The sequence below is a fragment of the Fibrella rubiginis genome (genome assembly GCF_017353185.1).
Classification (GTDB): domain Bacteria; phylum Bacteroidota; class Bacteroidia; order Cytophagales; family Spirosomataceae; genus Fibrella; species Fibrella rubiginis.
The window spans coordinates 52,172-77,798 of record NZ_JAFMYV010000006.1; the positions used below are offsets into that span (position 1 = coordinate 52,172).

14 protein-coding genes are annotated in these 25,627 nt (G+C 55.1%); 11 read left to right on the plus strand and 3 right to left on the minus strand.

The features are described 5' to 3' along the window. Positions 1-95 precede the first annotated feature (95 nt). The 3 genes from J2I47_RS12865 (at position 96) to J2I47_RS12875 (ending at position 7,440) form a co-directional block, all read left to right on the plus strand. On the plus strand, positions 96-2,471 hold the full coding sequence (locus J2I47_RS12865) for an ABC transporter permease (protein ID WP_207364999.1): 2,376 nt from the start codon (positions 96-98) through the stop codon (positions 2,469-2,471). 112 nt (positions 2,472-2,583) lie between these two features. Then, positions 2,584-4,971, plus strand: coding sequence for an ABC transporter permease (locus tag J2I47_RS12870; RefSeq protein WP_207365000.1), 2,388 nt, complete (start codon positions 2,584-2,586; stop codon positions 4,969-4,971). Positions 4,972-5,100: 129 nt separating this feature from the next. Beyond that, positions 5,101-7,440 (plus strand): PAS domain-containing sensor histidine kinase, encoded by a 2,340-nt coding sequence (locus tag J2I47_RS12875; RefSeq protein ID WP_207365001.1) that lies wholly within the window; start codon positions 5,101-5,103, stop codon positions 7,438-7,440. A 129-nt stretch (positions 7,441-7,569) separates the two neighbouring features. On the opposite strand, the gene J2I47_RS12880 is transcribed toward J2I47_RS12875, so the two are convergent. Genes J2I47_RS12880 through J2I47_RS12890 form a run of 3 tightly spaced genes read right to left on the minus strand, consistent with a single transcriptional unit; the run spans position 7,570 to position 9,436 of the window. After that, entirely contained in the window at positions 7,570-8,658 is a 1,089-nt protein-coding gene (locus J2I47_RS12880) for a phosphopantetheine-binding protein (RefSeq protein ID WP_207365002.1), read from the minus strand. Next, complete coding sequence (locus J2I47_RS12885) at positions 8,655-9,071, minus strand: hypothetical protein (RefSeq protein ID WP_207365003.1); 417 nt, start codon at positions 9,069-9,071, stop codon at positions 8,655-8,657. Before J2I47_RS12885 ends, J2I47_RS12880 begins: the two co-directional genes overlap by 4 nt. After that, on the minus strand, positions 9,068-9,436 hold the full coding sequence (locus tag J2I47_RS12890; protein WP_229374579.1) for a photoactive yellow protein: 369 nt from the start codon (positions 9,434-9,436) through the stop codon (positions 9,068-9,070). The genes J2I47_RS12885 and J2I47_RS12890 overlap by 4 nt, the downstream gene beginning before the upstream one ends. Positions 9,437-9,969: 533 nt before the next feature. Between J2I47_RS12890 and J2I47_RS12895 the strand changes: the two genes are divergently transcribed. Genes J2I47_RS12895 through J2I47_RS12930 form a run of 8 tightly spaced genes read left to right on the plus strand, consistent with a single transcriptional unit; the run spans position 9,970 to position 25,586 of the window. Further along, the gene (locus J2I47_RS12895) at positions 9,970-10,281 is read left to right on the plus strand and encodes a hypothetical protein (protein WP_207365004.1); all 312 of its coding nucleotides are present in this window, start codon (positions 9,970-9,972) and stop codon (positions 10,279-10,281) included. Between the two features lie 57 nt (positions 10,282-10,338). Further along, complete coding sequence (locus J2I47_RS12900) at positions 10,339-12,765, plus strand: ABC transporter permease (RefSeq protein ID WP_207365005.1); 2,427 nt, start codon at positions 10,339-10,341, stop codon at positions 12,763-12,765. A gap of 12 nt (positions 12,766-12,777) precedes the next feature. After that, positions 12,778-15,192, plus strand: a complete 2,415-nt coding sequence (locus tag J2I47_RS12905) for an ABC transporter permease (RefSeq protein ID WP_207365006.1) — start codon at positions 12,778-12,780, stop codon at positions 15,190-15,192. A gap of 11 nt (positions 15,193-15,203) precedes the next feature. Beyond that, positions 15,204-17,609: an ABC transporter permease gene (locus J2I47_RS12910; protein ID WP_207365007.1), complete on the plus strand. Its 2,406-nt coding sequence runs from the start codon at positions 15,204-15,206 to the stop codon at positions 17,607-17,609. 12 nt (positions 17,610-17,621) lie between these two features. After that, entirely contained in the window at positions 17,622-20,093 is a 2,472-nt protein-coding gene (locus tag J2I47_RS12915) for an ABC transporter permease (RefSeq protein WP_207365008.1), read from the plus strand. A 12-nt stretch (positions 20,094-20,105) separates the two neighbouring features. Next, positions 20,106-22,517, plus strand: coding sequence for an ABC transporter permease (locus J2I47_RS12920; protein WP_207365009.1), 2,412 nt, complete (start codon positions 20,106-20,108; stop codon positions 22,515-22,517). Between the two features lie 18 nt (positions 22,518-22,535). Further along, positions 22,536-23,174, plus strand: a complete 639-nt coding sequence (locus J2I47_RS12925) for a GIN domain-containing protein (RefSeq protein WP_207365010.1) — start codon at positions 22,536-22,538, stop codon at positions 23,172-23,174. Between the two features lie 9 nt (positions 23,175-23,183). Beyond that, on the plus strand, positions 23,184-25,586 hold the full coding sequence (locus tag J2I47_RS12930) for an ABC transporter permease (protein ID WP_207365011.1): 2,403 nt from the start codon (positions 23,184-23,186) through the stop codon (positions 25,584-25,586). Positions 25,587-25,627 lie beyond the last annotated feature (41 nt).

Genomic DNA, 25,627 nt, shown 5'->3' on the forward strand with positions numbered 1-25,627 from the left:
AGGGAGGAACGGAGGAAAGAGTGTGCAGCGCAGTTCTCCTTCCGCCTCTCCTGCCATTCCTCTTTTCTTCCCTTCTCCTTTCCTCCTTTCTCTCCATGCTCACCAACACCCTCAAACTGGCTTGGCGCAACCTGAAGGCAGGTGGCTGGTATTCAGCGCTTAACGTAGGCGGACTGGCTGTGGTGCTGGCCGTTTCGGTGCTGTTGCTCTGGTGGGTAAAAGATGAACTGACCTTCGACCGGTTCCACCCTGCCGCCGACCGGATTTACCGCGTTAACTCACGCCACGGCACTGGTGCCGACGAGCAATACTGGCGAACCGCCCCCGCCCCCATTGGCGTGGCTGCCGCAAGCGGCCGGGTGCCCGGTGTAGAAAAAGCCATCCGGACGGCAGGGCTATATGATTTCAATACTTTGCGGGTGGGTGATCAGACTTATGCCGAGAGAAACGAAGACCTGGGCTACGCTGACGAGAATTTCCTGGACGTGTTTGGAGGGTTCCGGGTACTGTATGGCAGTGCCACACAACCTTTTCCTACGCCCAACTCGGTGGTGCTGACCGAAGAGATCGCTCAGAAATATTTCGGTACCGCCAACGCCATAGGCAAGACCGTTACTGTAGTCGACAGCAACCGCGTGTTTACCGTGGGTGCCGTGTTGGCCAATATGCCCGACAACTCGTCGTACAGGCGCAAAATTATATTCCCCATGAGCCTGCGTAAGCGCCTGTTCACAGGGAATGGCCCCTGGAAACGCATGGACGATGACTGGGGTAATTTTTCATTTGCTACTTATGTTAAGGTGGCCCCCGGCGTCGATCCTGCGCGTGTGGGTAAAACGCTCGACGATATTCAGCGGGCAGCACGCGGTCAATCTGAGCCTGGCCAGTTGAGTAACTACAGGCTACAGACCCTTACCACACAGCATTTGTACGAACCCGACGGCCACGACACCGGGATGCAACAGGTGCGGATGATGGGACTTATTGCCTTGTTACTACTGAGCATTGGCTGCATCAACTATGTGAACCTGACTACCGCCCGCGCCACGCGCCGTGCCCGCGAGGTGGGCGTGCGCAAAGTTGTCGGGGCCGAATCGGGCCACCTGATGCGGCAGCTGCTGGTCGAATCGCTGCTTACATTATTGCTCTCACTGACCCTGGCGGTGGGGCTAATTCAACTATTGATTCCTTATTACCGTGAATTGACAGGCAAGACCCTGGGCTTCTCAATCCTGGACCCGCAGGTATGGCTGTTTCTGGTTGGGGCGTTGCTCATTACGCTGTTGCTGGCAGGGGTTTATCCAGCCCTGCTCATTGCCCGGTTTGATCCTATTCGCTCGTTACGTGGGCGGGGGGCGGCGGGTGCCCACGCGGGCTTGCGGCGGGTGTTGGTTGTCACGCAGTTTGCCCTGGCAACGGCCCTCATTTTCAGCACCATAGTTATTGGCAACCAACTGGCTTTTCTGCAGAAACGTGACCTTGGTTTCAATAAAGAGCACATTTTCACGATCCAGACCAACGACAAAACAGAATCGTTCCGGAAGGTGCTGGCCAATGAAAGCAGCATTCGGCACGTAGCCACGGCTATGGTAGAGCTAACCAGCGGCATGGGCTCTACAAGCGACACCGAATGGGATGGCAAAACGCCCGGCCGGTCGTTTATGATGAATCAGATAAGCGTGAGCCACAACTTTGTCACCGACATGGGCATGAAGCTGGTGGCGGGCCGCAACTTCCGCGAAGGCAAAGCCGACTCGCTCGCTTTCATCATCAACGAAACGGCCGTCCGCGACATGGGCATTACAGACCCGGTGGGCAAGCGGTTCAAGCTCCACGACTGGGACGGTCAGATTATTGGCGTGGTCAAAGATTTTGTCTTTCAGTCGGCCCGCGAGAAGGTAACGCCTACCATCTTGTTTTTTCGGCCCGAGTGGAACGGCACTCTTTATGTGCGCACCACGGGGCAAAACACGAAGCAGGCCCTGGCCGCCGCCGAACGTCTCTGGAAGCAGAAAAACCCGCAGTACCCCTTTGAATACACCTTCCTGGACGAATCGTATGACCGTCTCTACAAGGCCGAACAACGCACGGGGCAACTGTTCCAGTTCTTCGCAGGCGTGGCTATCCTGATCTCGTGTCTGGGTCTGTTTGGTTTGGCGGCTTATACTGCCGAGCAGCGGACAAAAGAAATTGGGGTACGTAAAGTGTTGGGAGCCAGCATTCCCAGCATCGTGGGGTTACTGTCGAAAGACTTTCTGACATTGGTGCTGGTGGCCATTGTTATTGCCTCGCCCCTGGCCTGGTGGGCTATGAGCAAATGGCTACAGGAGTTTGCCTACAAGGTCACGATTGAGTGGTGGGTCTTTGCGCTGGCGGGTGCGCTGGCAGTAGGCATTGCCCTGCTCACGGTATCCTTCCAGAGCATCAAAGCGGCATTGACGGACCCGGTGAAGTCGTTGCGGAGTGAGTAGAAGAATGAACAATATACAATGGCTCCGCGCCTGCTTTTGGTTATTGCAAAATGCTAATAATCAGCGCATTGGACGTTGTACATTATTCACTGTACATTAAAACTTTCCCTCCATGCTCACGAACTACCTCAAAATCGCCCTGCGCCAATTGTGGCGGAATCGGTTGCTGACGACCATCAATGTGCTGGGACTGGCCGTGGGGCTGGCCTGTGTGGTGGTCCTGATTCTGTTTGCCCAGAAGGGACTATCCTGGGATTCGTTCCACCCCAATATTAACCGGATTTATGCCGTGCAAACGCAGGACAATAACGGGGGGGAAACCTACAACCAAACGGTCTACCCCCTGCTCGACCAGATGCTACGCGACTACCCGGAAATCGAGGCGGGAACGCACGTACAAAACTGGAACCGTCCCTGGATCAGCTACGGCGGCAAGGACGTGCAGGAAGCCACCGACTATGTCGATTCGACGTTTTTCCGGGTTTTTCAGTTGCCACTCAAATACGGTAATGCCGCTACGGCTTTGCAAAACCGGTACTCGGTGGTGCTGAGCACAAAAACGGCGCAGAAGCTCTTCGGCGAGGGTAACCCGGTGGGTAAGCGCGTCACGCTTGATGATACCCTGCAATACACCGTTACGGGGGTGCTGGCCCCAATTCCGGGTAATTCATCGCTGCAATTTGAGGTGATGCTGCCCGCCGCTAACCTACTGGCAGATGCCGGTTTTCGTGAAAACGCCAACTGGTACAACACGTTCGCTACCATTTTTTTGCTATTGAAGCCCGATGCGGACAAAACCCGGCTGGAGGCCAAATTTCCACAGTTGGTGAAAGCTCATTTTGCCGCCGAAGCCCAAAACCGCACCATCCACCTGGGGCTGTTTAAAGACTTCATCCACACCGAAAACCCCACGTTTAAGAACCTCATCGCCGGAGCTATTGCCATCGCCGTTTTCCTGCTGCTGATCCTGAGCATCAACCTCATCAACCTCAACACAGCCTCGGCGCTACCCCGCGCCAAAGAAGTAGCCATGCGGCAGGTGGTGGGCGCCACCAAACAACTGGTGCTGAGGCAATTCTGGATCGAATCGGGGGTTGTTGTGGGGCTTGCCCTGATCCTGTCGGTGCCGTTTGCGCTGTATTACCTCATCCCCCGGTTCAACGCCCTTCGCGACGGCAACATGCAGCTGGCGCTAGGCTGGGCCGCCGACTACCCCACCATTCTGACCGTGCTGGGCATTGCCCTGACCGTGGCGGTAGTGGCAGGTACCTACCCGGCGCTGTACCTAATGAGCCTAAAAACCACCGACGCCGTAAAGGGTAAGCTATCGGCCAGTCCGAAGCAGGGGCGGCTGCGGCAGAACGCGCTGATTGTGTTGCAGTTCACGCTCGCGGTGCTGCTTATACTGGGCACCATCGGCATGCGCGAACAGCTCCAGTACATGAAACGCGCCGACCTCGGCTATGACCAGTCGAACGTGTTGGTGTTTAAAACCGACCTGGCCTACCGAAACCCAAAAGGGGCTCAGACGCAGGGAAAAGCCATTTTCAACGCACTTCGGCAGAACCCCAACGTGGTGTCGTTCACTAGTTCGGAGCTGACGCCGGTGTACTATTGGAACAATTTTAACCAGTACTACCCCGACGGCGACGAATCCCGCAAAATTCGCGTGCGGCATGTGTCGGGGGCGGTCAACTACACCGAAACATTCAGAATCCCGATGCTGGAAGGCCGGAATTTCGCCGATGCCACCACCGCCGACTCGGCCAACCACGCGGTAGTGGTCAACGAATCGCTGATGAAAGCGCTAGGTTGGACAACGGCCGTGGGCAAGAAACTCCGGCAGCAAAGCGATCAGACAGTTTATACTATCATCGGCGTTACGAAAGACTACCACTACCGCGACCTGAGCGACAGGGTAGAGCCGATGTTGCAGTGGTATCCGGGCCGCGAACAACTCAGTAGTTTTCTGTCCGTACGCCTCACCGACGAGGCCAAGGCCCCCGCCCTGATTGGGGAACTGGAGGGTCTGTTAAAGAAGATACCGGCCCGCCGTGCCCTTACCTACACCTACCTGACCGACGAGGTAGCCAGGGCCTATAAGCCCATCGACAACATCTGGCAGATGGTGAGCTTCGTTACCATCATCGCCATCCTGATTGCCTGTGCGGGCATCTTTGGGTTGATTACGCTCGTGGCCCGGCAGCGCACCAAAGAAATTGGCGTGCGTAAAGTGCTGGGTGCCAGTGTGGCCAGTATAACAACCCTGCTGTCGTCCGATTTTCTGAAGCTGGTAGGCCTTGCCATCCTGATTGCCGCGCCTATTGGCTGGTGGATGGGCCAGAAAATGCTTAGTTACTTTGCTTATCATACCACGATTCAGTGGTGGTATATTGTGGTGGCGGCAGTCCTGGCTATTGGTATTGCGCTGGCCTCTGTTCTGTTTCAGGCGCTCCGCGCCGCCCTGGTTAATCCCGTCGAAAGTCTTCGCAGCGAATAAACCTATTACAAATCAGGTAGTTACAACAGTAAGGCATATTAACTACTAGCTCTATTAAGCCAGTACATTAAAAGCGTTTAATATGGGTAGAAGCGATTAAGTATATTTGGCCTCAGATCGCTCCTGTCTATGGCTATTCCTAACCAATCTGCAAGCCTTGTCCATCAGTCTAATACTGCACTGTTAGCCAGTTTGCTGGATAGCTCATCGCAGGCAATGACCTACTTTGAGGCCATCTCCTCCGCAGGTGGTCTCCCCACCGATTTTCGCCTGGTGCTGGCTAATCGGGCAGCCGTAGCCTGGCTGGATGACTCAGGAACCGTTGCCACCGGCAGTACCCTCACCACACTATATCCCTGGGCCATTGAAACGGGCTGGCTCGACGAGCTGATTCAAGTGTATGGGTCGGGCCAATCCGCTCAACGCGACGTACGCTACCCAACTACAGGCCGCTGGCTACGGCTATCGGCCCGCCCATTAGCCAACGGTATTGCACTGGATTACACCGACATCACCGAAACGAAACGGGCCGAAGCGACGCAACGGAAAGCAACGCTGATACAAAGTGTGCTGAACGAAACGCCCGCCGGTATGATTGCGTCTGAGGCCGTCCGCAGCGTTGATGGCCGCATCATAGACCTGCTCTTTTTGCACGTCAATCAGCAGGTTGAGCGTTTGGTAGGGCTTTCGCCCGAACAGATCGTTGACCGGTTCAATTCCGACGTGTTTCCCGAAAGCATGACCAATGGCCTTTTCGACCGGTATGCCGAAGTAATCGAGTCGGGGCAGTCACAGACGTTTGATTGCGAGTACCGGGCCGACGGAGTAGACGGCTGGTACCGCATCACGGCTCGTAAACTGAACGACGGGCTGGCGGTGTCGTTTCTTGACATTACGGCCCTCAAGGAAGCTGAAGTTATCTACGCCCGCCAGACGGATCTGCTTCAAATCGTGCTGGACAATGCACCGGCGGGTATGGTGCTTTGGGAAGCTGTGCGCGACACCACAGCCGAACGGGCAATTATTGATTTCCGCTTTCGGCTCACCAACCGCGTGAATACCTTCCTTATCGGGCATTACGGCGAGTCATTGGTGGGCAAACGGTTGCTGGAGCAGTTTCCACGTTTTCGGGGTAGTGCACTGGTGACGGCCCTGCACGACGTGTTCACATCGGGGAAAGGCATGGGCATGATTTTTTCCGATTACGCTGCCAAACCAGGTGGCTGGTTCGACTCACAACTAATACCCATTGGCGATGAAGTGTTGATGACCTGCCTGAACGTAACTGAGCAGCACGACAGCCAGCAGGTACAAAAAGAGCAGGCCGACCTGGTGAGCACTATCGTAACGAATTCGCCTGTAGGGTTAGCTTTGTTGCATCCTCAGCACGACGCGTCGGGCAACATCACTGCCATGGTTTACCGCTTGGTTAATCAGGCATTTGCCTCACTGAGTGGCCGTACGCCTGACCAGCTGATAGACAAACGGGTGCTGGACCTATTTCCCGGCCTGAAAGGCACAGAGCCGTATTTACGAATGCTCCATGTTGCCAAAACCGGTGAATATCAACGCTTTACAATGCCTTATTATCAGGACGGTGCAGCCGGATGGTTTGAAAACATCCTGGTTAAACGGGGCGACGATGTTTTGCTCTGCGTCACCGACGTGACTGAGCGTCATAATCAGCAGCAGCAACTCGAAACACTGAACCAGGCGCTTCAGCGGTCGAACGAAAATTTGCAGCAGTTTGCGTTCATTGCCAGCCACGACCTGCAGGAACCCCTGCGCAAAGTGCAGTCGTTTGGCGCGCTACTGCGCACCCAGTATGCTGATCAGCTGAACGAAGCCGGCACTGACTTGATTCAGCGCATGGAACTGTCGGCCCGGCGCATGTCGATGCTGATTCGGGACCTGCTCGAATTTTCGCGACTGTCTACCCGTCAGGATACTTCGAGGCCCATTTCTCTGGACAGGTTGATAGCCGATATCGCTGAAGACCTCGACCTCCTGATCCGCGAAACCGGTGGTGAGATCGTTGTTGATCCACTGCCCACGCTTTCGGGTGATCCTACCCAACTGACGCAACTATTTCAAAACCTGATTGCCAATGCCCTCAAGTTTTACCGTACTGGCTACCCCCCCGTCGTTCGGCTGAGTTACCGGCAAGTGTCGAGTGAAGCAATTGCTTTCAATCCGTTGTTTCCCAAACTGCTCATTGGCCCTGATGCTACCGGTAAACCGCGCCTGTACCATGAAATCAGCGTGTCGGATGATGGCATTGGCTTCGACATGAAATACACTGACCGGATCTTCGGCGTATTCCAGCGGCTGCATGGCAAAGGGCAATATTCAGGTTCAGGCATTGGTCTGGCTATTTGCCGAAAAGTGGTCGAGAACCACGGCGGGGCCATTTCCGTAATCAGCCAACCCGACCAGGGAGCCACCTTCCGGGTGTATTTACCAGTTTAGAAGCGAGAAATGAGAGATAAGAGACAAGAGGTAAGAGTGGCTGACGCCAGCGTATTCATGCGTCAGCCACTCTTACCTCTTATCTCTTATTTCTTATTTCTCGCTTCTCACCTCTTGCTTCCTGGCTCACTAATACAAATACAAATGGCGGGGGATTTCGGGGGCGGTGAGGTGGTCGCGAATCCACTGGCGGCAGGCTTCCTGGTTGGCGGCGTTGTTGTGGCGCAGCCGCACGGCGCCGTATAGTTGCACCATGCCTGCCTCACCTTTGGCGTAGACATCACACTCAGCTACAAGTGGACAGGCTACTATTAGCTGCCTGATATGGTCAGGATAGACGTTTACGCCCGCAATGGAAACGGCCTCGTCATGGCGGCCCAGCACACGTAACTGCCGGCCCAGGCCCTCGACCCGGTCGGGTAAGGTATAGCGTTTGTCGGTATCGGTGCGGTACAGCGTCGGCGGTTCACCATCCACCAACGTCTGGTAAGGCAGCAACGTAAAGAGGTCATCCGGTCCGTGCCGGAAAGCAATGCCTGCCGTCTCCGACGACCCGTACACTTCCGTCAGCCTAACCCCCGCGTCGAGCAGTTGCCGGGCCAGCCCCGGTGCCATAGGCGCCGTTGAGGTGACACCACTGCTCTGTTGCAACCGCGCCGCCCCCACCGACCGCAGCAGATACTCCCAGGTGAACGGCGTGCCTACCACCAGTGAACCCGCACCAGGTGCTGCCCCACCCGACTGGGCAAACGGCAGAACTGGTCGCTGCCAAAGCTGGGGCAACAAAACGGTGAACAGAAACCCATAAATATGCTGACCAGCCACCAGGCTCACCACCCGGTTGGGCTGGGGGAGGTAGTTGGCCCAAAAACGGGCTTCGGCCAGCAGGTCGGTCAGGCGGTGCCGGATGGCGCGTGCACTACCACCCGTACCAGAGGTGCGGAACGTGATAAACCCGTCGGACTCCTGCCGGGCGCGTATGATTTTGGCTACCCAATTGTCGAGTAACGTATCGGCCAGCAGGTAGTTATCGGCGGCGGTGTCGAACAGGCCGAAAAACTCATTGAGGTGAGCGGCCAACTCCATTCGGGTGATGGAATCTACGCCCATATCGCGGTACAGATCGGCCCCGGTAGCCACCCCACCCGGTGGTTGTCCCGTTAACCCCGATAGCGTGTCGAGCACCAGGCGACGAACCGTATCGGTAGTCCAGATCATGGTTGGGTAGTGCGTGGTGCGTTGAGTTTGCGCAAATAGGTGGTCAGGTCGTTAAAGAAAAACAGAAGATGACCCTCGTCTATTTTCTCAATAGTGAACACAAACTGGCGGGTTTCGCCGTCGGGATGACCTATCATGGGAAGTTGTACGGGCTGTTGATCCAACAAGCGGCCAGAGAACTGATTGCGGGTGCTGATCAGCGCACGAAGTTCTGGCCAATACGCATCGAGTACGTCGAGCAGGTTCATGCCCGAAATCCCCTGTTGTATAGCCATTGGCATAATTAACTGTAGCGCATGAGGGTTTACCTGAACAATATTGCCTTCAATGTCTGTGTCGGCTACACCAATTGGTAGCTGGGCAAACAAAGGGATGAGTTGAGCCTTAAAATGGGTAGCCTGTTCAGGTGTCATTTGGTCCAGTGACGGTCAACCAAAAAATACTGGTATTTACTTTCGGGCGACTTCAACAGCCGCAGCCGCACCTTGGTTGGTGCACTCACGTAGGTCAGTACATAGTCAAGCTCTTCGTCGAGTTGAGGTTGGGCGTATTTGGCCGCCACCAAAAAGTTGTTGGCGCAGGGGGCAATCTGGGTGAAATAATATTTACCCACCGCATAGTCGGGCGTGATGCCGGTAATGTGCGATTCTGACTTGCAGTAGGCTACTACTACACCATCAAGGCTCATGCGGACAACCCCAAACGGAGTTTCGTCGAGTTGTTGGTTGGTTTGGTGCTCAAGCCAGTCAAGTAAACGTGGATCGGAGAAGTGGATCATTAGGTAAATCTTTTCAGTAAGTGAATTATCAGGTAATTTTCCTTACAGATTGGTTGATTAGCAGTTGTGAAGTGATTAGGTAGCCCAAAAATGGTCAAACGCATTCAATATACTGTAAAACCATATTCATTAACAGCCGCAAGTATACTACCAAATCAGCGAGCATAAACTATTTGAAAGCAGCTAAACAACCTCTATAAGTACAAGTACTCAAACCCCGTTGATAGGCAAATAATGCTGCTCTTTTCAATAGCAGGTACGTTACCTGTGGCGTACGTACCTACGGCACGTGGGAACGATTCAGGGGTATTTTTCTACCGACGCTACGCTGTGGTGTCCCGATGGGACAAGCAGCTACACACGATGGAAACGCACCCCTGTAGATGCGGCCCTCCCGTCCGGATGTGTACGAAAAACTGTCCGGTAGCGGACAACATTACTAATCAAAAAAGCCATTTCTAAGTCAGAAATGGCTTTTTTTCGTTTAGGCACGGCTGTTGACCGGGGATAGGGATACCCGAATAGTACATGTTATGAAAGCCCTGTTTACCCTCCTCTGCTGTGCCAACGCCATGCTGGCTACTGCCCAAACCGTTCCGGCAAACGATACCGTCCGATTTGAATGCCCCAACTGTCAGGGCAACATGAAGCTGATGATAAACGGCAAGGGCACCAACATGACCTACGAACAGAAAAGCAGCAGCAACGTCAACACGCTGTTTCCGGTAGCCATGCCCCTCCCCCCCGGCAAGTATTACTACACCTACTGGCAAAACGGGGTGCAACAAATGCATCTGCCTTTCATCATTAAAGCAGGAGAGAAAAACGTAGTGACTGTCAAATAATCGTATCACGGACTTCAGTCCGTAGCCTTTTCATACGGACTGAAGTCCGTGATACCCATGCTTCAATCATACCTAAAAATCGCCCTCCGTACGCTCTGGAAGCACCGCACCCACACGCTCATCAACGTGGTGGGGCTGGCCGTGGCGTCGGCGGCCTGTCTGCTGCTGTTTCTGACGGCCTCCTTCCACCTCTCGTTCGACCGCTTTCATACCAAAGCGGGCCGCATCTTTCAGCCCTATTTCCTGGCCACCGACCGCGACGGTTCCGAGAAGCAGAACGGCAGTATGCCCCACCCCCTGCTACCCGCCCTGAAAGCCGAGTTTCCTGAAGTAGAAGGTGTTACGCGCATCCGATGGAGCAGCGGCGGGGTGCGCTACGGCGACAAAACCTTCAGCAAGATGGTGCGCAGCTGCGACCCGGATTTCCTGACCATGTTCACGTTTCCGATGGTGAAAGGCGAGGCCAAAACGGCCCTGAACGACCTGGGTAATGTGGTCATCAGCCAGAACATGGCGAAAGACGTTTTCGGCAAGGAAGACCCTATGGGTAAAACCCTGCTGCTGAACCAGAGCGGCAGCTGGAAAAATTTTGTGGTCACGGGCATCCTCTCCGACTTTCCCGACAATTCGACTGAGCAGTACGATGCGTTTATCCGCACCGAAAACGCAGCTGAGTACCAGACCTACAAAGCCGACTGGAGCCACAGTGACAGCGGCATGTATATCATGCTTGCCCAATCGGCTGACCGTCAAGCTTTTGAAAAAAAGCTGGAAGCCTTTATGCAGAAATACATGGGGCCATCCATGAAAGAACGACAGACCAACGGCTACGCCAAAAACAGCCGTGGTCAGCAAATCAGCCTGCTGCTGGAACCCCTCACCGACGTGCATTTCAACACTGATCTTGGAGGCGGTGGGCAGGGCATCAGCAAGACCTACGTCTACGCCCTGCTGCTGATCGGGCTGTTTATTCTGGCCATTGCCTGCATCAACTTCATCAACCTCACCATTGCGCAGTCGGTGACGCGGTCGCGGGAGGTGGGCGTACGAAAGTCGCTGGGGGCCGGACAGGGGCAGTTGATGGGGCAGGTTTGGGGCGAAACCGGACTGCTGTGCCTGGTGTCGCTGGTGCTGGGGCTGGTTCTTGCCTACGGACTCATGCCTGAATTTAACAAGTTGCTGCGGACGCATCTGTCGCTGGCGAGTTTTCTCACGCCCACGGCTCTGCTGGCTATTGGCGGGGGCTTGCTGGTGGTCACGCTGGTGGTGGGCGGCTACCCATCATGGGTGGTGGCACGGTTCAACGCCGTGGAGGTACTGAAAGGAAAATTGCAGCTTAACAGGCCCGGCCTGCTGCGCAATGCACTGATTGTGACGCAGTTTACCATTGCCTGTCTGCTCACGGCCTGTACGCTGGTAATGGTGCAACAGTTAGGTTACTTACACAAAAAACCGCTTGGGCTGAATCAGGATCAGGTCATCAGCATTCCTATTGGCAGCGACCTCGACAGCCAAACCGCCCTGCGCCAACTCCGCAACCAACTGGCCGGCAAACCCGGCGTGGTGTCGGTATCGGGCACGGGCGTAAACATCGGCAATGGGCTTGATGGCAACAACTCGCGCTATATGTATGGGTTCATGTATAACAAGCGCGAACTGCTCTGCGACTGGCTCCGCGTGGATTTCGACTACCTCAAGACCATGCAGATCAAGCTGTTGGCGGGGCGCGATTTCAACCCCGCTTTCTCCACCGACTCGTCAATGGCGGTGCTAGTGTCGCAGCGGTTTGCCAAACAAATGGGTGATGCCAACCCTATTGGCAAGTTCATTCAGCCCGATTCGGCCAAGGGTAAGTTTCAGGTGGTAGGCGTTGTGGCCGATTTCAACCTGTATTCGCTGCACCGCAAGGCCGAGCCGCTGGTATTGCACCTCGACAAAAACATGGCACTGGGCTACCTGCTGGTGCGGGTGGCTCCCCAAAATCTGACAGAAGCCATGGAAACGGTGAAAGCAGCCTGGAAAACCATTGCGCCCAAGCAGGAATTCAACGGCTCGTTTGTGAGCGAAAACACCGAACGCTGGTACCGAAAAGAGCAGCGGCTGTCGACCATTTTCACCACGGCGGCGGGTATTGCCATCCTGCTGTCCTGCATGGGGCTGTTTGCCGTGGCGCTCATCAGCATCGAGCAGCGCACCAAGGAGATCGGCGTTCGGAAAGTGCTGGGGGCCAGTGTCGGTAGCCTGGTGGCGCTGCTCAGCAAAGACTTTTTGCGGCTGGTGGGCGTGGCCATTGTGCTGGCAACACCGCTGGCCTGGTGGGCCATGCGCAACTGGCTCGGTGACTTCGCCTACAAGATCAGCATGCCGTGGTGGGTATTCGCCCTCACCGGTGGACTGGCCGTTGTCATTGCCTTCGTCACCATCGCTTTCCAGAGCGTGCGGGCAGCGTTGATGAACCCCGTGAAGTCGTTAAGGAGTGAATAAATAACCAACGTTATGCTACGTAACTATGTTAAAATCGCCTGGCGGAACCTGGTCAGCCACAAGGGCTACTCGGCCATCAACATTGGCGGGCTGGCCGTCGGGATGGCTGTAGCGATGCTGAATGGGCTGTGGATCTGGGATGAGCTCTCTTTCAACAGCTACCATGCTCATTATGACCGCATTGCCCAGGTAGTTAAAAGGCAGGTGCACGAGGGGCAGGTCGGCGTGGGGCAGACGATGGTGTACCCGCTGGGCACCGAACTGCGAACCAAGTATGCCGGTAGTTTCAGGCACCTGGTCCGGGCCACTTTCGTGCAGGACAGGATTCTGTCGGTGGGCGACACTAAACTATCCGTCAGCGGGCAGGCAATGGACCCTGAAGCCCCCCAGATGCTCAGCCTGAAGATGCTTTACGGCAACCAGAATGGCCTGACCAACCCCAACGCAATTCTGCTCTCGGCTCAAACGGCGCGGTCATTCTTCGGCGACGCGAATCCGATAGGCCGTGTCATCACACTCAATAACCAGACGCCCTTAACGGTAGGGGGCGTCTACGAAGACCTGCCGCTGAATACCGAGTTTCAGCGTACTAAATTCCTGACCTCCTGGGCATTCTACCTGCAGGAGAATCCCTGGATCGGGCAGCGGGCCACCGACGACTGGCGGAATCATTTCATTAAAATCTACGCCGAGATTCCGGCGGGATCGACGTTCGAGCAGGTGTCCGAACGGATAAAGAACGCTGAACTCACCAACATTGCCCACCTCCCGGAGGAGGCGTCGCGCAAGCCAGAGATCGAGCTTTACCCCATGAGCCGGTGGCACCTGTATCCATATGAACGGGGTCAACTCAACGAAGCCCCGCTGCGGATGGTCTGGCTGGTTGGTATCATTGGCGCCTTCGTGTTGCTGCTGGCCTGCATCAACTTCATGAACCTCAGCACCGCCCGCTCTGCAAAGCGAGCCAAGGAAGTGGGTATTCGTAAAGCAGTTGGTTCGGTGCGCGGGCAACTGATTAGCCAGTTTTTCAGTGAGTCGTTTCTGGTGGTCGCGCTGGCACTGGTGCTGGCCCTGATGCTGGTTACTGTCTCGCTGAACTGGTTTAACCAACTGGCGGGAAAACAATTGACTATGCCCTGGAGCATGGGCTGGTTCTGGGCCATCTGCGCCGTTTTTGTTTTCGTGACTGGTTTGCTGGCGGGCAGCTACCCGGCGCTGTACTTATCGTCATTCCGGCCAATAAACGTACTGAAGGGCACCTTTCGGGTCGGGCATTTAACCACGCTTCCCCGTAAAGTACTGGTGGTTGTTCAGTTCACGGTCTCGGTGGTCCTGATCATCAGCACGATCATCGTGTATCGGCAAATCCAGTTCGCCAAGCAACGTCCGGTTGGCTACACGCGCGAGGGGCTGCTGACCATGCCCATGAAATCCGATGAGTTCCGGAGCAAATACGACGTCCTGCGAACCGAACTGAAAAATACGGGCGCGGTAGTCGAGATGTCGCAGTCGATGGGGCCGGTTACGGAAGTGTATTCGTCCAACAACCTGGAGTGGCGGGGCAAAAACCCCAACGACAACGAGAGCTTTGGCACCCTGGCGGTCACCTACGAACACGGCAAAACCGTCGGCTGGCAGTTTGTGGCCGGTCGTGATTTCTCCCGCCAGTACGCCAGCGACTCGCTGGGCCTGGTCATCAACGAGGCCGCCGCCCGGTACATGGGCCTCGCCAACCCGGTGGGTGAACTGGTCACCTGGAACTGGTGGCAGAACGACAAACCCCCGCTGCATTACCGCATCCTGGGCGTCATCAACGACATGGTAATGGAATCGCCGTATGGGTCGATTGCCCCAACGGTCTTCTTCATCAAAGGACACAACGGTTCCGTAAGCTGGGTCAACATCAGGCTCAATCCGGCGGTAGCCACAAGCGACGCGCTACCCAGGATCGAAGCCGTCTTTAAAAGGCTCATTCCCTCCGTTCCGTTCGAGTACACGTTTGTCGATCAGGATTACGCCGCCAAGTTTGCCGCCGAAGAGCGCATTGGCACTTTGGCTGGCTTCTTTGCTTCGCTGGCGATTCTGATCTCCTGCCTTGGTCTGTTTGGGCTGGCCTCGTTCACGGCGGAGCAACGGACCAAAGAGATCGGTATCCGTAAGGTGTTGGGTGCCTCCGTAGCCAACCTGTGGCAGATGCTCTCGAAAGACTTTGTCGTGCTGGTTGTCGTCGCCTGCCTGATCGCTATTCCTTTCACGTATTACTTCATGAACGGCTGGCTGCAACAGTACACGTACCGCGCGGACCTGTCGTGGTGGATTTTCGTGGTGGCTGTGGTAGGGGCATTGGCTATTACGCTGCTGACGGTGAGTTTCCAGGCCATAAAAGCCGCCCTGATGAACCCCGTGAAGAGTTTGCGGAGTGAGTAAATAATAAAACTATGCTACGGAACTTCGTCAAAATTGCCCTACGGGGACTAGCCAAACAGAAAGGGCACACGCTCATCAATGTAGTGGGCTTGGCACTGGGCATGGCGGTATCAACGCTGATTGTTCTGTGGATTAATGATGAGTTGTTGGTGAATACGTACCACCGGCAGTACAAACGCATTGCGCAGGTGATGCGCAACCGGACCGTCAACGGCGAAACTGACACAAAACAGAACATGCCAATTCCGCTGGCAACGAGCTTGCAAAAAGACTACGGCGACAATTTCAGCCATGTCGTACTAGCGTGGTGGACCACTGGACATACACTAACCGTCAACAAGCAGGCATTCAGCAAAAGCGGGAAGTTCATGACGCCGGGTGCTCCACACATGCTGTCGTTGACAATGCTAAGAGGAAGCCGCGACGGCCTCAACGAGCCTGCCTCCATTCTTCTGTCAGCGTCAGTCGCCAACGCCTTATTCGGCGATGCAGACCCGTTGCACAAGACCCTGACTATAGACAACACCATGACGGTGAACGTGACAGGGGTGTACGAAGACATTCCCGCCGGCAACACCCTGGCCGACGTACAATTCATTGCCCCCTGGAGCCTATACGCCGCCTCGACACCCTGGGTGAATGACTCAAAGGATGACTGGACGCAAACATCGTTTGAGATTTTTGTCGAGCTGGCTCCGCAGGTTAGCCCCGAAGTGGCATCGGCCAAAATCAGGCACCTACTAGCCAAGAGCGGTCATACTGACCCGGCCCAGAAAGCCGAGCTGTTTCTGCATCCCATGTCCCGTTGGCATTTGCATTCTGATTGGCAGAACGGGGTAAACACAGGTGGCCGCATTCAGTTTGTGTGGCTGTTCGGCCTCATCGGCGGGTTTGTGCTGCTGCTGGCTTGCATTAACTTCATGAACCTCAGCACCGCTCGGTCCATTAACCGGGCGAAGGAAGTTGGCATTCGAAAAGCGGTTGGCTCCGGTCGGTTCGAGTTGATGGCTCAGTTTCTGGGCGAATCCTTGCTCGTTGTCTTGCTGGCCTATGCCGCCGCCCTGTTGATCGTCATGCTGGCTATTCCGCTGCTGAACCGAGTGGCCGATAAGCACCTATTCGTTCCCTGGGCATCGCCTCTATTCTGGATTATCGGCATGGGGGTTGTATTGGTCACGGCCCTGTTGGCCGGTGGCTACCCAGCTTTTCATCTGTCGGCCTTTCGGCCCATCGCTGCCCTTAAAGGTGGGGGCTCGCTTCCGCTCGGGTCGGCAACGAGCCTGGCTACAGTACGCCGGGCGTTGGTCGTCATGCAGTTTACGGTATCAATCACGCTGATTATCGGTACGTTGGTGGTGTACCGGCAAATTCAATTCGCCAGAGACCGACCAATCGGCTACAGCCGCGATGGCTTACTCTCTTTGCTGTTGAACGTACCTGACTATGCACTCCATCGCGAGACTGTCCGAACGGAATTACTAAAAACGGGAGCGGTGCTCGACGTTGGTGAGTCAGCGAGTCCACTGACTGAACTCCGCTCAACCAACGGCGGCTTCGATTGGCCGGGGAAAGAGCCAAGTCTCCAGACCAATTTTGGTACGGTCAGTATTACCCACGAGTTTGGCAAAACGGTTGGCTGGCAATTTAAGCAAGGCCGCGATTTCTCTCGGCAGTTGGCTTCTGATTCATTGGGCATCGTCCTGAACGAATCAGCGGCCAATTTCATCGGCCTACAGAATCCGATTGGGCAAACACTAACCTGGCAGGGAAATACCTTCAACGTCCGTTTTCACATCATCGGGGTAATCCGCGATATGGTCATGGACTCGCCCTACGAACCAGCGAAGCCTTCGGTTTTCTTTATATCCCAACAGCCCGGCAAATTTTTAACCATGCGACTCAACCCGCAACGACCCGCCGAGGCATCTATAGAGTCGATCCGGGCGGTGCTAAAAGAACACCTGCCCGAAGCTCCGTTCAACTACACGTATGTTGATGAGGAGTACGGCGCAAAGTTTCGGAGTGAAGAGCGGATTGGGCAGTTGGCTGGCCTCTTTGCCGGGCTGGCTATCGTCATCTCCTGCCTCGGTCTGTTTGGGCTGGCGTCCTTTATGGCCGAGCAACGGACCAAAGAAATTGGCGTTCGCAAGGTGTTGGGCGCGAGCGTCGCCAGCATTGTTGGTTTGCTGTCCAAAGATTTCCTGAAGCTGGTCTTCGTCGCTATCGCCATTGCCACATTCGTCGCCTATGGGTTGATGAGTCATTGGCTTTCGACGTATACGTACCGCACCGACGTATCGTGGTGGCTCTTCGCCATCGCCGGAGCCGGGGCCACTGGCATTGCCCTCCTGACAATTACCTACCAAAGCATCAAGGCCGCAACGGTGAACCCCGTGAAGAGTTTGCGAAGCGAATAAACAACCAACGGTATGTTCTCAACTCATCTAAAAATCAGCCTGCGAACGCTGGCAAAGAACAAGGTCTTTTCGGCCATCAACATCATCGGGCTGGCCGCGGGGCTGTCGTGCTGTATGCTCATCTGCCTCTACATCTACGACGAACTGAGCTACGACACCCACCACCCCGACGTAGCGCAGCTTTACCAGGTCGGAACGGTGTTTGTGCAGCGTGGCGACGAAACCAAAACCGCCGCCACACCCTACCGCCTGGCCGACGCCCTGCAACAGGAATACCCCGAAATAGCCAGCACAACGCGGATCATTAATCTCTTCGGCGACGACAAAACGTTGCTCCGGGCCAACTTACCCGGCAAGACAGCCGTCTTTTATGAGCAAAAAGGCTACCTCGCCGACCCAACGTTCTTCTCGTTTTTTCGCTACGATTTTGTGGAAGGAAACGGTCAGCAGGCCCTGACGAACCCCAACTCGGTGGTACTGTCGGAGACGATCGCACGGAAGCTATTCGGTGGTAAGCCAGCCTTGAACCAGACCGTCCATGTCGAGAGCAATACCAACGGCATTGGCGAGTACACTGTAACGGGCGTGTTCCGAACCGGCAACACCGAAGCGTCGGGCCGACCCAGCCACATCGACGGGCAGTTTTTTCTGTCGTATGCCGGGGGTGGGCTGTCGCAGTACATCAATGGCACCACGGGTCTGGTTGGCAACAACATGTTTTTTACGTACCTGAAGCTGAAGCCCGGCACCGACGCCCGCAAGCTGGAAGCCAAGCTGCCTGCCTTTGTGGAGAAGTACATGCGCAAAGAACTCGCCGCCGCCGGGCGCGACAAACGGCAGTTTCTGACGGCCGTGCGTGACATCCACCTTCACACCGACCTGACGCACAACGTAACGCCCAACGGCAGCCTGACGTACCTGTACATACTGGGGAGCATCGCGCTTTTCACCCTGCTGATTGCCTGCATCAACTTCATGAACCTCAGCACGGCACAGTCGGGCAAGCGGGCGGCGGAAGTGGGCGTCCGAAAAGTGCTGGGAGCCGAACACACGGCGTTGGTGCGGCAGTTTCTGAGCGAGGCCCTGCTGTTTAGCGGGTTGGCGTTTGTGCTGGCCGTAGGGCTGGTAGTGGTGCTCGCTCCGGTGTTCGAGCAAGTGTCGGGCAAGACGTTGTCGTTCTCATGGGGGCAGCGGCTGGGCTTGCTGGGTACGTTCTTCGGCGTTAGTGTGCTCACGGGACTGGTGGCGGGCAGTTACCCGGCGTTCTACCTGTCGTCGTTTCGGCCCATCGCGGTGCTAAAGGGCGGTCCGGGGCAGCGGGGCGGGTCGTTGGCGGCGGTGTCGTTGCGGAAAGGGCTGGTCGTGTTTCAGTTCACGCTGTCGGTCGCGCTGATGATTGCTTCGGTGGTGATCGGGCAGCAGATGAGGTACCTACGCTCGGCGGATCTGGGTTTTGCTTCAGCGCAGCAGGTCGTCATTCCACTCCGTAGCGCACAGGCCAAAGCCAGCTTTCTGGCCCTGAAACAGGCGTTGCTCGGTTCAGCGCAGGTACGCTCGGTAGGGGCTTCAGCCTATTACCCCGGCATTTTCAATCCCGAAGACGCCTCTGTTTACGGAGAAGGGCAAGCAAAAACAACGGCTAAAATCATGAAGATCAACCGCGTCGATGCAGACTTCCTGCAAACGATGGCGATCAAACCCGTGGCGGGGCGGCTCTTCTCGATGGCCTTCATCAGCGATACGACCAATGGCATTATCATCAACGAGCAGGCGGCAAAAGCACTGGGGTATCCATCGGCTCAGGCTGCCATTGGCCGGCAAGCCTTAACGGACTGGGGGCCAAACGGGGCGCGACTTACCATCGTTGGCGTGGTAAAGAATTTTCACTTTGAAGACCTGCACCTGCCTATCACGCCGTTTGCGTTTCTGTTTAATCCGAAGGGCAACTACAACTATGCGGTGGTGAATCTGAAAGCGGGCGAACCGACCTCGGCCCTCGAAGCCCTCACCGCCGCCTGGGCGAAGCTGAACCCCGCCGAGCCGTTCGAGTATGGCTTCCTGGACACCGAATTCCAAAAGAACTACGAAGCCGAAAACCGCCTCTCGACACTCATAGGCTATTTCACGTTCATCGCCATCTTGATTTCATGCCTCGGCCTGTTCGGTCTGGCGTCGTTCAATGTCGAGCAGCGCGTGAAGGAAATCGGTATCCGCAAGGTACTCGGTGCCACTGCCGGCAACGTCGTGTTGCTGTTGAGCAAAGATTTCCTGAAACTGGTGCTGGTTGCCGTGGTGCTGGCTTCGCCGCTGGCTGGGTACGTGATGAACCGCTGGCTATCCGATTTTGCCTACCGCGTTACTGTGGAATGGTGGGTATTTGCCCTGGCGGGCATCCTGGCGGTGGGTATCGCACTCCTGACGATCTCGTTTCAGAGCCTCAAAGCTGCCCTGATGAATCCGGTGAAGAGTCTGCGAAGCGAATAAACAACCAACGGTATGCTCTCAAACTATTTTAAGATCGCCTGGCGAAATCTGCGGAAACAGCCAGGCTTTACGCTTATCAACATAATTGGCCTGGCGGCTGGGTTGGTTAGTTTCGCTTTCATAGCGCTATGGGTCAATGATGAACTAAGCTACGACCGTTTTAACCAGCATTATGGTCGTGTTGTACGGTTGCTCAGGCTCGAAACAGCCGAAACCAGCGGCTTGCCTTCGGCACAGACGGGGGCTATAACCGCCCAGGTGTTTAAAGCCAAGTTTGCGGAGATCGAGCATACCGTTCGACTCAGAAAACACGCCGAGGAAATTGTGCACATGGGGCGCACGCAACGGCTGCAGCCCACTATTCTTCTGACGGAACCGTCGTTTTTCTCCGTCTTCAGCTACCGGCTGAGCAAAGGAGACCCTCAGACAGCGCTGCAACGACCATACACAATTGTCCTGACCGAATCAACGGCACGACTTTATTTTGGCGATACTGATCCGATGGGGAAAGTGCTGACGATCAGCATGTACGACAGTACGGGCCGGGGTGCCCAGTACACCGTAACGGGCGTTTGCCCCGATCCGCCCCGCAACGCGCATTTTACGTTTACCATGCTCGGCTCCATAGCCACCGCAGAAGCCGCCCACCCTGAGCTAATCGCCGCCGAGGGCTGGACCGAAACCAAGTTTTACACGTATTTCCTGCTCAGAGAGGGCGTTGATGCTGAAGCGTTTTCTGCCAAAGTAGCCCGGTTCCAGCCCGACGTATCGAACAGGTCAGCCAACGCGGAGCGGGTTGCGCAGCGGTTCATCACGCAGCCACTGGCCGACATCCACCTACGATCTGGGGCCGACAATGAACTGGCACCAACCGGCGACGTGAAGCAGGTCTATATTTTCGCGACCATCGGGCTGTTTATCCTGCTGCTGGCCGGTATCAACTACACCAATCTGGCAACGGCCCGTGCGGCAGACCGGGCCAGGGAAGTAGGCGTAAAAAAAGTAATGGGCGCAACGTTGCCGGAACTGATGACGCAATACCTGACCGAGTCGGTGCTGCTAACGTTGGTCGGGCTGGTGCTTGCTGGCGGGCTGGCCTTTTTACTCCAACCCACCTTTACGGCGCTGACCAACAAGCCTTTATCCGTGTTTTCATCGCCGCTTCTGCTGTTGTTTTTATTGGTCGTTGCCGTGGCGTTGGGCCTACTTTCCGGGTTATATCCCGCGTTGGTGTTGGCTTCTTTTAAGCCGATTCGCGTACTGAGCGGCACGTTCAAGGTCAGCACGGCGGGTAATTGGTCGAGGCAATCATTGGTTGTGGTGCAGTTTGTGGTCAGTTTGCTGCTCATCATCAGCGTCCTTGTCATTCACGCGCAGATGGCGTTTGTGCAACACAAAGACCTCGGCTACGCGAAAGATGCCCTGCTGTTTGTGCGCGTCAACGGTAGCGCCGATGTGATCAACGGATACGCAGCCTTCAGACATGACATCACGGGCAGTCCACTGGTAAACGGGGTTGCTACCTCAAACTCGATGATCGTGAATGGGTTAGACGTGGAGGATGCCCAAACCACCGATGCCCAGGGCAAGCCAATTACGATCAGGGCCGCCCGCCTTCAGATAGATACTGCGTATTTGAGCGTGTATGGCGTGAGGCTGCTGGCGGGTCAGGACGTCGGGAACACCACCGGTAGCGACAGGCAGCGTATTCTGCTGAACGAACAGGCCGTAAAGCAATGCGGTTGGCCCAATGCCTACGCTGCGCTTGGAAAGCCGTTCACCTTAGACGGGCGACCCGGAACCGTGGTGGGCGTGGTACGCGATTTTCACTATAATTCATTGCAGCACGCGATTGAACCCCTGGCGATTTCGCCCAACGCTGGTTATTTCTCCCGAATCTCAATCAGAGTCGATCCCCGGCAGATCAGCCAGAGTGTTGCTTTTCTGAAAGCGAAATGGGCGAGCCATTTCCCCGACGCGCTCTTCGATTACGGCTTTGTAGACAGCGCATTTGACGCGCAATACCAGTCCGAAACACGTTTTGCCACTGTCGTTAACTACTTCTCGCTGTTAGCCTCATTGATTGCCTGCCTGGGTCTATACGGCCTGATTGCCTACGCTACGGTGCAGCGGAGGAAAGAAATTGGTGTTCGTAAAGTACTGGGAGCCAGCGTCGCCAGCGTCGTTGGTTTGCTTTCCAAAGACTTCTTAAAACTGGTGTTCATCGCCATCGTGCTGGCTAGTCCTGTTGCTTGGTACGCGATGAACCGCTGGCTGGAAAGCTTCGCCTACCGCATCGCCATCGGCTGGTGGGTATTCGTCCTGGCGGGTCTGCTGGCGGTGGGAGTGGCATTGCTGACCGTCAGCTTCCAGGCCATAAAAGCCGCCCTGATGAATCCCGTCAAGAGCCTGCGGAGTGAATAACCCATAACTTTTTCGTCTATGAAAACCATCCTATTCACCTTTGCCTGGCTTGTATCATTCGCTATCCAAGCCCAGGACACTAAATACAGTCCCTCGCAGGAATTACGCGGTAGCGGACAACTGGTGCAGGAAACCAAACCAGTTGCGCCTTTCACCGAAATCCAGACGGAACAGTTTCCCGCCAACATAGCCGTCGAGGTGGGCGGCAGTGAATCATCCGTAGACATCAGCCTTGACGACAACCTCCGCCCATTCCTGCGGATCGACCAGCAAGACGGCATTCTGAAACTATCGTTTGCTGAACCATCAGGCAAATCGTTCTGGATCAGCAAGTCAACCATCCGTGTCACCATCCGAACGCGTCGGCTTACCGGATTCAAACACGGCTCTAACAACGACGTGCTGGTGCGGGGCTTGAGCGGGGATCGGTTCGACCTGGTCAATGAAGCCAATGGCAACGTAACGCTGCGCGGCAAAGTCAACACCATCAACGTGGTGAGCGCCGCCAACGGCAACCTGCGGGCCGACGAACTGCTAACGCAAACGGCCAATGTGGTGTCAAGGGCCAACGCCACGCTTCGCATCAACGCACAAGTCGTCAATGAAGTCAACTCAGGGCAGGGGCAGGTAATCAATGTCACCAAACGTACTAAATAAGTTTTCGTCATGTTCAGAAACTACCTCAAAATTGCCTGGCGGAATCTGGTCCGTAACAAGGTGTATTCAGCCATTAATATCGGCGGGTTGGCCGTGGGTATGGCCGTGGCTATGCTCATCGGGTTGTGGGTTTGGGACGAGTTGTCGTTTAACAAACATCACCGGAATTACGACCGGATTGCGCAGGTTAGGGAGCTTGGTATCTCGAAAGATGGAAGACGCTATTCAAACACATCACTGCCTTACCCACTGGCGGCTGAATTGAAAAACAACTATCAACGCTTCTTTAAACACATTCTGATTGCCAACGACCCGTATGAGTACATCCTCACTACCGGCGAGATGAAGCTGACTCAGAAAGGTCAGTTTATTGAAGCGGGCGCGCCTGAAATGCTCACCTTGACGATGCTCAAAGGAACATGGGCCGGACTGGCAGACCCACACTCGATTTTGCTTTCTGCATCGGCAGCCACGGCCTTGTTTGGCAACGAAGACCCAATGGGCAAACCCGTCAACATCAACGCGGATATGGTAGCTAACGTGACGGGCGTTTATCTGGACTTACCCCAGAACTCGGAGTTTCACCCGATAAAATTCTTTGCTCCGTTCAACTTGTGGACGTCGGCAAATCCCTGGGTTAAAGAGCAGCAGTGGAATAACTGGTTTCTTTCCATATATGCTCAGGTTCAGCCGAATACGAACTTCGATCAGATTTCCGCCATCATCAAAAATAGTGAGATCAACCAGATCAAAAACCTGGCAGACGGGCAGGAACAGCTAGCCCGGCAACCGCAAATAGCCCTGCTGCCGATGAGTCGCTGGCATCTGTACGGTAGTTATTATGTAGATGACAATGGGCCGGTACAACTGGTCTGGCTAATTGGTCTGATTGGCGCATTCGTATTGCTGTTAGCGTGCATCAATTTTATGAATCTGAGCACGGCCCGGTCGGTGAAGCGGGCAAAAGAAGTAGGTATTCGTAAAGCCGTCGGTTCGTTGCGCGGGCAATTGGTGAGTCAATTTTTCAGTGAATCCTTTTTGGTTGTTTTACTGGCTTTTGTGTTGTCCTTGTTGCTGGTCGGTGGTTCGTTGCCGTGGTTTAATGACATTGCCGACAAACAACTCACTATTCCCTGGACGACCTCTCTCTTCTGGCTCACGTGCCTTCTGTTTGTGCTGGCAACAGGGTTTGCAGCGGGCAGTTACCCGGCGCTTTATCTCTCTTCGTTTCAACCAGTCAAGGTTCTCAAAGGAGTCGTCATACCGGGGCGTTTTGCGGCCGTTCCCCGAAAGCTTTTGATTGTGTTGCAGTTCACTGTTTCGGTAACGTTGGTCATTGGTACCCTTCTTGTTTACCGGCAGATTCAACACGCTAAAAACCGGCCAATCGGATATGACAAAGCAGGCCTGTTGATGGTCGAGAAGAAAACGGCTGATTTCAACGGCAAGCAAGAGCTACTCCGAAGTGAGTTGAAAAATACGGGCATGGTTGTCGAGGTAGCTGAATCGAGGAGTTCGCCGACTGGCATTACGATGTGGAACGGCGGTTTTTCACAAAAAGGTACTGCTTTCGACTGTCCGAATGGGTGCGGCACCCTGCCCGTTAGCCCCGAATACGGCCAAACGGTGGGCTGGCAATTTGTGGAGGGCCGGGACTTCAGTAAAGCCCTGGCAACTGATTCATCGGGGTTTATAATAAACGAATCATTTGCCAAACTGCTTGGGCTAAAAACACCCGTCGGTAGGCGGGTTACGTGGAGTCCGGGGCATCGCCCGCCAAAAACATACACCGTTTTGGGTGTTGTAAAAGACATGGTTGCTCTGTCGCCCTACACACCAACCATCCCGACTGTCTTCTTTTTAGAAGATAATTACAGTTGGATTAACATCCGGCTCAATCCGGCCATCAGTGCCAGCGAAGCGTTACCCAAAATTGAAGCTGTCTTCAAAAAACTGATCCCGACGGCTCCCTTCGACTACAAATTTGCTGACCAGGAATATGCCGCCAAATTCGCAGCAGAGGAACGTATTGGTACCCTGGCCCTGGTCTTCACTATCCTCGCCATTTTCATTTCCTGTCTGGGCGTATTCGGGCTGGCTTCATTCATGGCCGAGGCCCGCACCAAAGAAATCGGCGTGCGCAAAGTGCTGGGGGCCAGTGTACTGAACCTGTGGGGATTGCTCTCCCAAGACTTTGTGGTGCTGGTCGGGATTGCGGTTGGAATCGCCACGCCCATTGCCTACTACTTTCTGAATAGCTGGCTCCAGAAGTACGACTACCGCACCGAACTGTCGTGGTGGATTTTTGCCGTGTCGGGCGCGGGCGCACTAGCCATCACGTTGTTAACAGTTTCCTTCCAAAGCATCAAAGCCGCCCTGATGAACCCCGTGAAATCATTGCGCAGTGAATAAACGCGTTGAGTGAGGCGGTTGCTGAAGACTCCGCTCAACGC

What these genes read in the sequence shown, in the direction of transcription:
- J2I47_RS12865 (WP_207364999.1), top strand. Translation starts at nt 96, where the DNA reads ATGCTCACCAACACCCTCAAACTGGCTTGGCGCAACCTGAAGGCAGGT.
- J2I47_RS12870 (WP_207365000.1), top strand. Translation starts at nt 2,584, where the DNA reads ATGCTCACGAACTACCTCAAAATCGCCCTGCGCCAATTGTGGCGGAAT.
- J2I47_RS12875 (WP_207365001.1), top strand. Translation starts at nt 5,101, where the DNA reads ATGGCTATTCCTAACCAATCTGCAAGCCTTGTCCATCAGTCTAATACT.
- J2I47_RS12880 (WP_207365002.1), bottom strand. Translation starts at nt 8,658, where the DNA reads ATGATCTGGACTACCGATACGGTTCGTCGCCTGGTGCTCGACACGCTA.
- J2I47_RS12885 (WP_207365003.1), bottom strand. Translation starts at nt 9,071, where the DNA reads ATGACACCTGAACAGGCTACCCATTTTAAGGCTCAACTCATCCCTTTG.
- J2I47_RS12890 (WP_229374579.1), bottom strand. Translation starts at nt 9,436, where the DNA reads ATGATCCACTTCTCCGATCCACGTTTACTTGACTGGCTTGAGCACCAA.
- J2I47_RS12895 (WP_207365004.1), top strand. Translation starts at nt 9,970, where the DNA reads ATGAAAGCCCTGTTTACCCTCCTCTGCTGTGCCAACGCCATGCTGGCT.
- J2I47_RS12900 (WP_207365005.1), top strand. Translation starts at nt 10,339, where the DNA reads ATGCTTCAATCATACCTAAAAATCGCCCTCCGTACGCTCTGGAAGCAC.
- J2I47_RS12905 (WP_207365006.1), top strand. Translation starts at nt 12,778, where the DNA reads ATGCTACGTAACTATGTTAAAATCGCCTGGCGGAACCTGGTCAGCCAC.
- J2I47_RS12910 (WP_207365007.1), top strand. Translation starts at nt 15,204, where the DNA reads ATGCTACGGAACTTCGTCAAAATTGCCCTACGGGGACTAGCCAAACAG.
- J2I47_RS12915 (WP_207365008.1), top strand. Translation starts at nt 17,622, where the DNA reads ATGTTCTCAACTCATCTAAAAATCAGCCTGCGAACGCTGGCAAAGAAC.
- J2I47_RS12920 (WP_207365009.1), top strand. Translation starts at nt 20,106, where the DNA reads ATGCTCTCAAACTATTTTAAGATCGCCTGGCGAAATCTGCGGAAACAG.
- J2I47_RS12925 (WP_207365010.1), top strand. Translation starts at nt 22,536, where the DNA reads ATGAAAACCATCCTATTCACCTTTGCCTGGCTTGTATCATTCGCTATC.
- J2I47_RS12930 (WP_207365011.1), top strand. Translation starts at nt 23,184, where the DNA reads ATGTTCAGAAACTACCTCAAAATTGCCTGGCGGAATCTGGTCCGTAAC.